Raw genomic sequence first — 11963 nt, forward strand, 5'->3', positions numbered from 1 at the left:
TAAAATATAGCTAGACAAATTTGTCTAGCTTTTTTTTGTTTGTTTTATCATAGAAATAAAACAAAATGTTATAAATATTGAAATTGGCATTACAAATATTGCAATAGATATTCCAAACTTATCAGATAATATACCTACTAACAAATTTAAAAATGTATTTACTAAACTTGCAAATGTTATTACAACTCCAGTAGAATATGCCTTATATTTCTTAAAACTATTGCTTGCAATTACAACACTAGTTGGAAATATTATTGAAAAGAAAAATCCTGAAACTGATATTACATATAATCCTTTTTCACCAAATAAAAGACCAGCTATAAAAATTATAGAACCTAAAAAAGAAAATAATCTTACACTTTTTAAGTCTCCAAATTTTTGTACTATAAACCCTCCTATTAGTCTACCTAATGTTAGCAAAAGGAAAAATATAGAAACATAAGATGCAATTTGAGATTTATTTAAATGTCCGTAATTTGTTTCAATATATGTAGGTAACCAACGTCCAGTACCCTGTTCTGCCATTATGTAAAATCCTAATCCAATTACTAAAAACCAGGTTGTTTTTTCCTTTAAAACCTCACTTAATGATACTTTTTCAATTTCACTTACTTCTTTATTGTGCGGTAACTTAACAAAGAAAAATACTACAAATATTATTAATGTTAATATTGCAGCTCCTAGATATATATATCTCCAACTTACATTTTCACTAAGAAGCATCCCTGATATTTTTTGTGATGCAGATAGTCCAACCCCGTATGAGAAATGAGTTAAATTCATAGCTATAGCCTGTCCAGTAATCCACAAAATTGGTATTATAGTATTAATAGCTATAGATATCAACCCTAAAAAACCCTGTATAAAAGCAAAACTTATACCAAAAACTAAAAAGCTTGATGCTTTCCACTGAACTAAATTCATAAGAATAACACCTATTAGACCTATTAGAACAAGTTTCTTTTGACCAATTTTTTCACTTAAATATCCCCCTATATAATTACATAGTAAATACCCAATAGACCCAAAAGTGAACATAAGAGAAAATGTGGTATCACTTATGTTGAAACTTTCCCTAATACTTACTCCAAACATATTTATTAATCCTTCTGTTGTTGCAACAATCATCATTACAATATATATAAGGATAGTAGAAATAATCTTTGTTTTTTTATTCATTTTTTTCTCCTTTAAATCTTTTGTTTAAACCGATTTATTATATCATAAAAAAACATTATAGTAAAATAGAGATACATAACAATTAATTATGTACCTCTACTATCTCTATACGTTTATTTCAGTTTTAACATCAACTGCACCTTTATCACTATCAATTATTGGGTCTACATATTCACTTATAAACTCAGTTACTTGACTCGGTGCTCTTCCTACAAATTTATTTGGATCAATAATATTTAATATTTCATCCTCTGTTAATCCAAAAGATTGATCTTCGATTATTCTTTTTATAAGATCATTATCTAATCCTTCACCCTTAACCCTATTTGCTGCAGCCATTGAATGAATTCTTATCTTTTCATGTAATTCCTGTCTATCCTTACCTCTTTTTACAGCTTCCATCATTATATTTTCTGTTGCCATAAAAGGTAGCTCATTTAATACATGTGCCTTGATTACTTTATCATACACTACCATATTTTCTGCTATGTTAATGTATAAATTTAATACTCCATCTAAAGCAAGAAACCCTTCTGCAATCGAAATTCTCTTATTTGCAGAATCGTCTAATGTTCTCTCAAACCATTGAGTAGAGGCTGTTATAGCAGGATTTAGGGCATCTACTATAACATATCTTGCTAAAGCACCCATTCTCTCACTTCTCATAGGATTTCTTTTATAAGCCATAGCTGATGACCCTATCTGATTTTTTTCAAATGGTTCTTCAATTTCTTTCATGCTTTGAAGTAATCTTAAATCATTACTAAACTTATAGCAACTTTGTGCAATTTCTGATAATGTATTTAAAATAATTGAATCCAATTTCCTTGGATATGTTTGACCAGTTACACCATAGCTCTTAGAAAATCCCATCTTTTTTGCAACTATATTATCTAATTCTTTTACTTTTTCTTCATTTCCTTCAAACAAATTCATAAAACTAGCTTGAGTTCCTGTTGTCCCCTTAACCCCTCTAAGTTTTAATGTGCTTATTACAAAATCTATGTTCTCAATATCTAAAACTAAATCTTGCATCCATAAAGTAGCTCTTTTCCCTACAGTAGTTAATTGAGCTGGTTGAAAATGTGTAAATCCTAGCGTTGGCATATCTTTATATTTGATTGCAAATTTACTTAATCTATGTAATACTGTTACAAGTTTTTTTCTAACTAATTGAAGTGCATCCTTCATTATTATTACATCTGTGTTATCTCCAACATAACAACTTGTAGCTCCTAAATGTATTATTCCTTTTGCATTTGGACATTGTAATCCATAAGCATAAACATGACTCATAACATCATGTCGTACTTCTTTTTCTCTTTTTATAGCATCTTCATAATTTATGTTGTTTATGTTTGATTTTAACTCATTAATTTGTTCATCTGTTATATTTAATCCTAATTCTTTTTCACCCTCAGCTAATGCAACCCAAAGTTTTCTCCATGTTGTAAATTTCATATCATCAGAAAAAATAAAGCTCATTTCTTTTGAAGCATATCTTGAATTTAAAGGTGTACTATATAAATTTTTCATTTTACCCTCCACATACGAATGTATTTTTTTTATTTATTAATATAGTTCGTATTATATCATAATTTAAACTTTTTTCATATAATTAGAAAATATTTTATTACACTTATCATATTTACTTTTCCCAAATTGTAAGATAAGATAACTTTTTAATAAGGAGTGTTTAAAATAAAAAAAAGGCTCCAGAAGGAACCTTTAATTTTATTAATCTTCTAAATTTTCGATTAATGATGCTATCTCTTCTACTGCTAAAGCTTCGTCATCTCCTGAAGCTATAACTGTTACTGTTGAGTTAGCTGTTACTGCTAATGAAAGAACTCCTATTAAGCTCTTTACGTTAGCTTTTTTTCCGTTGAACTCTAAGCTTACATCTGATTTGAATGATGAAGCCTTTTTAACTAATAAAGTAGCTGGTCTAGCGTGTAAACCAGTTGCATTTTTAACTAAAACCTCTTTAGATACCATGCATAAACACCTCTTTACTCAATTTTGTTGTTAACAAATTGTATTAACCATTACATTATAAACGTTTTTATAATAAATTTCAACCGTTCTCATGATTATTTATCCAATTATAAAAATTATAAAAAAATAAAAGAATACCCCTTATTTTATATATTATCTTGATTGAACAATTAGTTTAATTGCAGTTCTTTCTTCTCCATCAATTTGTATATCCGTAAAAGCTGGTATACAAATTATATCTTTACCACTTGGTGCTACAAATCCTCTTGCTATAGCTATTGACTTTACTGCTTGATTTATAGCCCCAGCACCTATAGCTTGAATTTCTACTCCGTTTTTTTCTTTTATTATAGCAGCTATTGCCCCAGCTACTGAATTAGGGTTTGATTTTGTTGATACCTTTAATACTTCCATCTTTCTTCGTTTCCTCCTAGTAGTCACTAATCGTTTACATATTGTATACCATAGTTTGGTATACTTATTAATATTCTACACATTATTACTAATTCCTTTTTTATTCTAAAAAAAAATACATTTTGTAAAACAAAATGTATTTTTATAATTATTTAGCAAAATCAACTGCTCTAGTTTCTCTAATAACACTGATTTTTATTTGTCCTGGATATTCTAATTGTTCTTCGACACTTTTGACAATATCACGTGCTAGTTCAACTGCCTTCGTATCATCAATTTGATCTGGTTTAACCATAATTCTTATCTCTCTACCAGCTTGAATGGCATATGACTTTTCTACACCTTCGTATGAGTTAGCAATTTCTTCTAACTTTTCTAATCTTTTTATATATGCCTCTAATGTTTCTCTTCTCGCACCAGGTCTTGCCGCTGATATAGCATCAGCTGCTTGAACTAAAATCGCTTCTAAAGATTGCATCTCAACATCCCCATGATGGGCTGCGATAGCATTTACTACTGCAGGTGATTCACCATATTTCTTAGCTAAGTCTCCACCTATTAATGCATGTGGTCCTTCTTGCTCCTGATCTACGGCTTTACCTATATCATGTAATAAACCTGCTCTTCTAGCTAGAGTTACATCTAAACCTAACTCAGAAGCCATTAATCCAGCTAAGTATGAAACTTCTACAGAATGCTTAAGTACATTTTGACCATAGCTAGTTCTATACTTTAATCTACCTAGTAATCTAATTAATTCTGGATGTAATCCATGAACAGAAGTTTCTAAAGTTGCTTGCTCTCCTTCTTCCTTAATGTCATTTTCGACATCAATACGAGCTTTATCAACCATCTCCTCTATTCTAGCTGGATGAATTCTGCCATCCACAATAAGTTTTTCAAGTGCTAACCTAGCAACTTCTCTTCTTATTGGATCAAAACTAGATAAAATTACTGCTTCTGGTGTATCATCAATTATTAAATCTACACCTGTTAATGTTTCTAATGTTCTAATGTTTCTACCTTCTCTACCTATTATTCTACCCTTCATTTCATCGTTTGGTAATGCTACAACATGAACTGTTGTCTCTGAAACGTGATCTGCTGCACAACGTTGAATTGCAGTTGTAACTATTTCTCTAGCTTTCTTATCAGCTTCCTCTTTAGCCCTACTTTCAATATCCTTTATCATAACAGCTGCGTCATGAGAAATTTCTTTCTTGATTTCGTCTAAAAGAATTTTTCTTGCTTCATCACTAGATAGGTTAGCTACCCTCTCAAGCTCTTCCCTTCTTCTATTATGAAGTTCTTTAGCTTCAACCTCTAACTGATCTATTTCTTGCATTCTTCCATTGATTGTTTCTTCTTTCTTTTCTAAAAAATCACTCTTTTTATCAAGAGTTTCTTCTCTTTGTAACACTCTTCTTTCAAGTCTTTGGATTTCATTTCTTCTCTCACGAGAATCTTTCTCTAAATCATTCCTTAATCTATGAACCTCTTCCTTAGCTTCAAGTATTGATTCCTTTTTAATGGTATCAGCTTCTCTTTTAGCTTCGTTTACAAGGTTTTCAGCTTCCTTTTCTAGAGATTCTACCTTTTCCTTTGACGTTGTTTGAATTGTTTTATAAAGTACTATTCCTAATATAAACAGTACAACTATATCTATTAATATCATTATGATTAGTTGCACACTAACACCTCCTAGCTTAATTTAAAATATGAAAGCGTAGTAGGTGTCATATTCCTTTCACTGTTAATGATGGAATATGATAAACCAGTATTTGTTATTATTGTATAGTAAAATTAAAATTATGTCAAGTTAAGTACTATATACTCATTATAATAAAATTTATGCTATTTTTCTTTTAATATCTTTAAAATTCTCTTGTTTTTACAATTTAAGTAAACGGTTATATTATTTTTGTAATTTATATAAAAAATAAAAAACAGAGTGATAAATCACCCTGTTTTTTATTGTTCATCTTTTACTACTTCTATAACTTCCTCAGTCATTAAAGGTAATCCATGTTTTTCACGGATTTTATTCTCTATTTCTAACGCTACTTCTGGATTTTCTTTAAGATATATTTTTGCATTTTCTCTTCCTTGACCTAATCTTATATCATCATAAGAGAACCATGCTCCACTTTTTTGAACCATACCTTCTTTAACACCGACATCTACAATATTACCTTCTCTTGATATTCCTTCATTATACATAATATCAAATTCCGCTTGCCTAAATGGAGGAGCAACTTTATTTTTTATTATTTTAACTCTTGTTCTATTACCAACAATTGCATCACCTTGTTTAATAGAATCAATTCTTCTAATATCCATTCTAACTGATGCATAGAATTTTAAAGCTCTTCCTCCTGGTGTTGTTTCTGGGTTACCAAACATAACTCCAACCTTTTCTCTTAATTGGTTTATAAAGATAGCAACACAATTAGTTTTACTTATTGTTCCCGCTAATTTTCTTAATGCTTGTGACATAAGACGCGCTTGTAAACCTACGTGGGCATCTCCCATCTCACCTTCTATTTCGGCCCTTGGAACTAGTGCTGCAACTGAGTCAACTACTAAGACATCAATAGCACCAGAACGTACTAATGCCTCAGCAATTTCAAGTCCTTGCTCTCCAGTATCTGGTTGTGATACTATTAAATTTTCAGTATCAACCCCAATTTTTCTTGCATAACTAGGATCTAAAGCATGTTCTGCATCTATAAATCCAACTGCTCCACCTTTTTTTTGTGCTTCTGCAACTATATGAAGTGCCACAGTCGTTTTTCCTGAACTTTCTGGTCCATATATCTCAATTATTCTTCCCTTTGGCACTCCGCCAATTCCAAGTCCAATATCTAAATCTAAACAACCTGTTGATATAGAATCTATGTTAAGAGCTGCATTTTCTCCAAGCTTCATAACAGAACCTTTTCCAAATTGTTTTTCTATTTGTCCCATAGCTGCTTCTATAGCTTTTAATTTATTTACATCAATATTACTCATACATACCTTCCCTTCATCGAACTTATGTTCTTATAAAACTATTATATATAATATGTTTATTTAAGTCAACATTTTCTATAAATAAAAGTTCCAACATTTAGAAGGAACTTTTACTATTATTGACTTATAAACAATTTTTTAATCAATTTATTTATTTGTTGAGATTACTTTTCTATTTTTCATAAAATAATCTATTCCAGAAATAACTGTTACTATTACTGCTAAATACAATACTAAAATAGGTAATGAATTAAATATAAAGTTTAAACTTGAATTAGAATTTACCATATCTGTAAAATACATTGATTCACCAATGCTAACATTTAACAATAGCAATATTATAGCTATCATTTGAATAACAGTCTTTATTTTCCCCCACCAACTAGCTGCTATTACTTTTCCACTAGCTGCAGCTATACTTCTTAATCCTGAAACCGCAAACTCTCTAGCTATTATAATAACAACAGTCCAACTTGGAATAACACCTATACCTACTAAAGCTATTAAAGCAGTCGTAACTAACAATTTATCTGCTAATGGATCCATGAACTTTCCAAAATCAGTTATTTGATTTCTGCTTCTTGCAATATATCCATCTAGCTTATCTGTTATTGAAGCTAAAACAAATATAATCGTTGCTATAAATGTACCATATGGTATGTCATTAAATATCATAAATATTAAGAATAGTGGTACAAACACTATTCTAATTAAAGTCAATTTATTTGCAAGATTCACATATACCAACTCCTACTAAATCATAATCTGTATTACCTTCTATCTTAACTTTAACAAAGTCTCCAATTTTTGGAGTGCATTTCTTTGTGAAAAAAACATTTCCATCTATTTCTGGTGCCATTTCATAGTTTCTACCATAAAATTTATTATCATTTTTTCCTTCAACTAAAACACTATAAACTCTCCCAAGTTTTTCAGTATTAATTTCTTTAGATATAGAATTTTGTAAAAGCATTAACTCTTTCTCTCTTGATTCTTTAATCTCTTCATCTATTTGCCCATCCATAATAGCAGCTGGAGTACCTTCTTCTCTTGAATATTTAAAAACTCCGACTTTATCTAACTTATAGTCAATTAAAAATTCTTTTAATTCATTAAAATCATCTACCGATTCATTAGGGAATCCAACAATTAAAGATGTTCTTAACGTAACATTTTTAATATTGTTTCTTAAATCATCAATTTTTTTAATTATATCCTCTTTACTTGTTTTTCTTCCCATTAGTTTAAGTATTTTACTACTTATGTGTTGAATAGGTAAATCTAAATACTTAACTACTTTATCATTTTTAGAAATTTCTTCAATAAGTTCATCATATATTTCCTCAGGATAACAATATAATACTCTTATCCATTCTATGCCTTCAATCGTACTTAACTCCTTAAGTAATACATGTAATCTTTTTTCCCCATATATATCACTTCCATAAAGTGTAGTGTCTTGTGCGATAAGTATTACTTCTTTTACACCTCTAGATGCTAAAATTTTAGCTTCTTCAATTATATTTTCCATCTTTCTACTTCTGAATTTACCTCTAATTTTAGGGATAATGCAGTAAGTACAAAAATTATTACAACCTTCTGCAATCCTTATATAAGCTGTACTCTTATCTGTTGTAAGTATTCTTTCACCCTCATTAATGTTCTCATCTGAATAATTGATTTCTGTTTTGCCATCTTTATTTCTTATAAAGTTATTTATAAGTTCATCTATTTTTGTATAATCATTAACCCCAAGCATTATATCAATTTCTGGCATTAATTTTTTAAGCTCATCCCCATATCTTTGAGTTAAGCATCCTGTTGCTATTAGTAATTTACAATTATACTTTGTTTTATATTCTGCCATTTCTAAAATAGTATCTATAGATTCTTGTTTAGCTGATTCTATAAAACCACATGTATTAACTATTATTATATCAGCTTCTTTAGGATTATTTGTTATCTCATAGCTTCTATTCATTGCACCTAGCATAATTTCTGAATCTACTCTATTTTTGTCGCAGCCAAGGCTAACCATTCCTACTTTATATTTTATCAAAACAATTTCCTCCTATGTTCTAATGCTATATTTTATTTTATATCTCTTTTACATCTATTACAAGATAAATTTAACCATTTAATTATCAATCATTTATTTCACTATCTAAAGCTATCAATTCTTCCTTAGTTACTAGAACCTCTCTTGCCCTACTTCCATCTTTTGGAGATATTATGCCTCTAAACTCTAATTCATCCATTATTCTAGAAGCCCTATTAAAACCTATCCTTAGTCTTCTTTGCAAGAATGACGTAGACGCTTGCTTATAATCAATCACTATACTTATAGCCTCTTCTAAAAGTTCATCTACATTCTCTGAACTTTCTACTTTGCTTCCGCTAGATTCATTTTCAATATGTTCTAATATATCTTCCTCGTAGTCATTTTCACTTCCATTTCCTTTTACGAAATTTACTACTTCCTCAACCTCTTCTTCAGAAATAAAACACCCTTGAACTCTTAATGGCTTACTAGATCCAGATGGGTAATAAAGCATATCCCCTCTTCCAAGCAACTTTTCTGCTCCACCACTATCTAAAATTGTCCTTGAATCAATTTGCGATGAAACTGCAAATGAAATTCTAGATGGAATATTAGCTTTAATCACACCAGTAATTACATCTACGGAAGGTCTTTGAGTTGCTATAACTAAATGCATCCCCGCAGCTCTTGCCATTTGTGCAAGTCTCCCTATATAATCTTCAACATCTCCTGGACAAACCATCATTAAATCTGCTAACTCATCAACAATTATAACTATATAAGGTAACTTTTCTTCTATAATACCTTTATCTAATAAGGCATTGTATGAATCTATATTCCTTGCTCCAGAATCGGCAAATAATTTGTAACGGCGTGTCATTTCATTTACAGCCCAGTTTAATGCACCAGCTGCCTTTTTAGGCTCTGTAACTACCGGTATAAGCAGATGTGGTATTCCATTATATACGCTTAATTCAACTACTTTCGGATCAACCATAAGTAATTTAACTTCTTCGGGAGAGTATTTATATAATAAACTAACTATCAATGTATTTATGCATACACTTTTTCCAGACCCTGTTGCACCTGCAATTAATGTATGTGGCATTTTACTTAAATCACCTATAACACATTTTCCACCGATATCCTTTCCAAGTGCAAATGCTAATTTATTGTTACTCTCTTTGAACTCATTATTATCTAAAACTTCTCTTAAAAAAACAGGAGTTTGATTTTTATTTGGAACCTCTATACCTACAGCTGCCTTACCTGGTATCGGCGCCTCTATTCTAACTCCTGATGCTGCAAGCCCTAATGCTATATCATCAGCTAAGTTAACTATTTTTGAAACTTTAACTCCAGGTTTTGGTTGTAATTCAAATCTAGTTACAGAAGGTCCTTTTGATACTTCTGTAACTGTAGCTTCAACTCCAAAACTTGATAGAGTATCTCCTAGTTTATCAGCGCTTTCAATTAATTCTTGTTTATCATCATCATTTAATTGAGTGCTTTTATTTACCTTTAAAATATCAATTGACGGATGAATATACTTGATTTTCTCTCTATCACTTTGCAAGCTGTTTTGAATCTCTGAACTTACATCATCTTTAGTTGACTCATCTAATTCCTCTTTTTTAATTTCTTTTTTTATATTTTCTTTAGTTACCATAGGTGTATTTATTTTTATTTTAGGCTTTTCTTTTTCTGGATCAATGATACCTTCCTCTTGATGAATCTTAGAATTTTTCATGAAATCTAAAACTTTAATTTTATTATTGACGCCTGCTAACATTTCGTCATTATCTTTTTTATTTTTTTCAGTTTCTTTTATACTTATAGTCTCTTTATTCTGTTCCTCTTTTAATCTAGGTTTTAAATTCTTATTTATTTTTTTGCTTTTATTTTTTATATTTATACCTAAATCATATACAGTTATATCAAAAGTAAGTACCGTCGCTATTATTCCAAATGCAATATAAAGTATATAAGATCCTAAAGCTCCAATTAGCTTGTACATAGGATATGCTACCAAATTCCCAACTATACCTCCATTAAATATTCCTTCTGCTTTTACTAAATTACTAACACTTGTAAAAAAAGTTACATTTACATTTGAACCTACTTCTTTGAACCACATTTGCAAATGGATTGTACTACAAAATAGAAGAAGTACAACGACATACACTGTTATCCCAAAGAATTTTTTCTCTAAAATTATATTACCTTTATTTTTTATATATTGATACCCAAGAAATAGTATGTAAACTGGTAGTATATATGCACCTATTCCAAATAAAATATGGGCAAATTTTTGAAAGCCTGTTGAAAGCATTCCAGCAAAATCTGTATAAATAGCAACTGATAATAATATTCCTATGGCTATAAAAATTATTCCATTAATATCTCCTTGCTTACTTTTTTTAGTACGACTAGTTTTTTTCTTTGTATTTTTCTTTTTATCGTTACTCTTCATATAATCACCCCACCTTATGTTTTTCTACAAAAGCTAAAAAAAACCTTTTTAAAATTATTAAGAAATAAAAATCAGCTATAATATTATAGCTGATTTTTATAAATTAATCTTCAATTAATGAATTTAATTTGTCAATTGCATCTTTCAACCCACCGACACCATCAATCAGCCCACATTCTACGGCCTGCTCACCAATTAAGATAGTTCCCATATCATTTAATAACTCTCCAGTTTGTGTTAACATCTTATTTAAGTTATTTTTATCAACATTTGAAGTTCTTAAAATAAATTCATTTATTCTTTCTTGCATCTTTTTAAAGTATTCAAATGTTTGCGCTACCCCTATTATAAATCCATTCATTCTTATAGGGTGAACTATCATTGTTGCAGATGGAGTTATAAAAGAGTAATTTGAAGAAGTCGCTAGTGGCACACCTATAGAATGCCCTCCCCCAATTACAATTGATACAGTAGGCTTTGATATTGAATTAATCATCTCAGCTATAGCAAGCCCAGCTTCAACATCCCCTCCAACAGTATTCAATACAATTAATATCCCTTTTACACTTTCGTTTTGTTCCATCTCTATTAGTTGTGGAATAATATGTTCATACTTTGTTGCCTTTGTTTGTGCTGGCGCAACCATATGACCTTCTATCTGACCTATAATAGGTAAAACTCTAATCCTCTCATTAGGTTCTATAACACCTGTATTTCCTAATTCTTTAATAGATTCTACCTTTTCATTATCAATATCTTTTTTCCTATCTTTTTCATCTAACACGTTTAATATATCCATAAAAACTCCTCCTATGAATATATTTTTATACCTTAAGCCAATTTTTA

At 29.9% G+C, this 11963-nt stretch carries 10 protein-coding genes; all 10 read right to left on the reverse strand.

The features are described from left to right. Positions 1 to 24: 24 nt before the first annotated feature. The gene (locus INR60_RS05405) at positions 25 to 1179 is read right to left on the reverse strand and encodes an MFS transporter (protein WP_194190457.1); all 1155 of its coding nucleotides are present in this window, start codon (positions 1177 to 1179) and stop codon (positions 25 to 27) included. A gap of 105 nt (positions 1180 to 1284) precedes the next feature. Then, positions 1285 to 2715 (reverse strand): adenylosuccinate lyase, encoded by a 1431-nt coding sequence (gene purB, locus INR60_RS05410; RefSeq protein WP_194190458.1) that lies wholly within the window; start codon positions 2713 to 2715, stop codon positions 1285 to 1287. Between the two features lie 201 nt (positions 2716 to 2916). Continuing rightward, complete coding sequence (locus tag INR60_RS05415) at positions 2917 to 3177, reverse strand: HPr family phosphocarrier protein (protein ID WP_194190459.1); 261 nt, start codon at positions 3175 to 3177, stop codon at positions 2917 to 2919. A 153-nt stretch (positions 3178 to 3330) separates the two neighbouring features. After that, positions 3331 to 3591 (reverse strand): stage V sporulation protein S, encoded by a 261-nt coding sequence (locus INR60_RS05420; RefSeq protein ID WP_194190460.1) that lies wholly within the window; start codon positions 3589 to 3591, stop codon positions 3331 to 3333. Positions 3592 to 3739: 148 nt separating this feature from the next. Then, complete coding sequence (gene rny, locus INR60_RS05425; RefSeq protein WP_207729541.1) at positions 3740 to 5266, reverse strand: ribonuclease Y; 1527 nt, start codon at positions 5264 to 5266, stop codon at positions 3740 to 3742. A 296-nt stretch (positions 5267 to 5562) separates the two neighbouring features. Beyond that, positions 5563 to 6603 (reverse strand): recombinase RecA, encoded by a 1041-nt coding sequence (gene recA / locus INR60_RS05430; RefSeq protein WP_194190462.1) that lies wholly within the window; start codon positions 6601 to 6603, stop codon positions 5563 to 5565. Positions 6604 to 6750: 147 nt separating this feature from the next. Next, complete coding sequence (gene pgsA / locus INR60_RS05435; RefSeq protein ID WP_194190463.1) at positions 6751 to 7341, reverse strand: CDP-diacylglycerol--glycerol-3-phosphate 3-phosphatidyltransferase; 591 nt, start codon at positions 7339 to 7341, stop codon at positions 6751 to 6753. Then, entirely contained in the window at positions 7325 to 8662 is a 1338-nt protein-coding gene (rimO, locus tag INR60_RS05440) for a 30S ribosomal protein S12 methylthiotransferase RimO (RefSeq protein WP_194190464.1), read from the reverse strand. Before rimO ends, pgsA begins: the two co-directional genes overlap by 17 nt. 85 nt (positions 8663 to 8747) lie before the next feature. Further along, positions 8748 to 11117: an FtsK/SpoIIIE family DNA translocase gene (locus tag INR60_RS05445; protein WP_194190465.1), complete on the reverse strand. Its 2370-nt coding sequence runs from the start codon at positions 11115 to 11117 to the stop codon at positions 8748 to 8750. A 103-nt stretch (positions 11118 to 11220) separates the two neighbouring features. Further along, entirely contained in the window at positions 11221 to 11916 is a 696-nt protein-coding gene (locus tag INR60_RS05450; protein WP_194190466.1) for a ClpP family protease, read from the reverse strand. Positions 11917 to 11963: the final 47 nt, after the last annotated feature.

It is taken from the genome of Clostridium chrysemydis, assembly GCF_015234215.1.
In the GTDB taxonomy this organism is placed as follows: Bacteria; Bacillota; Clostridia; order Clostridiales; family Clostridiaceae; genus Clostridium; species Clostridium chrysemydis.

Coding starts and splice junctions, on each gene's coding strand:
- INR60_RS05405 (WP_194190457.1), bottom strand. CDS start 1,179: ATGAATAAAAAAACAAAGATTATTTCTACTATCCTTATATATATTGTA.
- purB (WP_194190458.1), bottom strand. CDS start 2,715: ATGAAAAATTTATATAGTACACCTTTAAATTCAAGATATGCTTCAAAA.
- INR60_RS05415 (WP_194190459.1), bottom strand. CDS start 3,177: ATGGTATCTAAAGAGGTTTTAGTTAAAAATGCAACTGGTTTACACGCT.
- INR60_RS05420 (WP_194190460.1), bottom strand. CDS start 3,591: ATGGAAGTATTAAAGGTATCAACAAAATCAAACCCTAATTCAGTAGCT.
- rny (WP_207729541.1), bottom strand. CDS start 5,266: ATGATATTAATAGATATAGTTGTACTGTTTATATTAGGAATAGTACTT.
- recA (WP_194190462.1), bottom strand. CDS start 6,603: ATGAGTAATATTGATGTAAATAAATTAAAAGCTATAGAAGCAGCTATG.
- INR60_RS05445 (WP_194190465.1), bottom strand. CDS start 11,117: ATGAAGAGTAACGATAAAAAGAAAAATACAAAGAAAAAAACTAGTCGT.
- INR60_RS05450 (WP_194190466.1), bottom strand. CDS start 11,916: ATGGATATATTAAACGTGTTAGATGAAAAAGATAGGAAAAAAGATATT.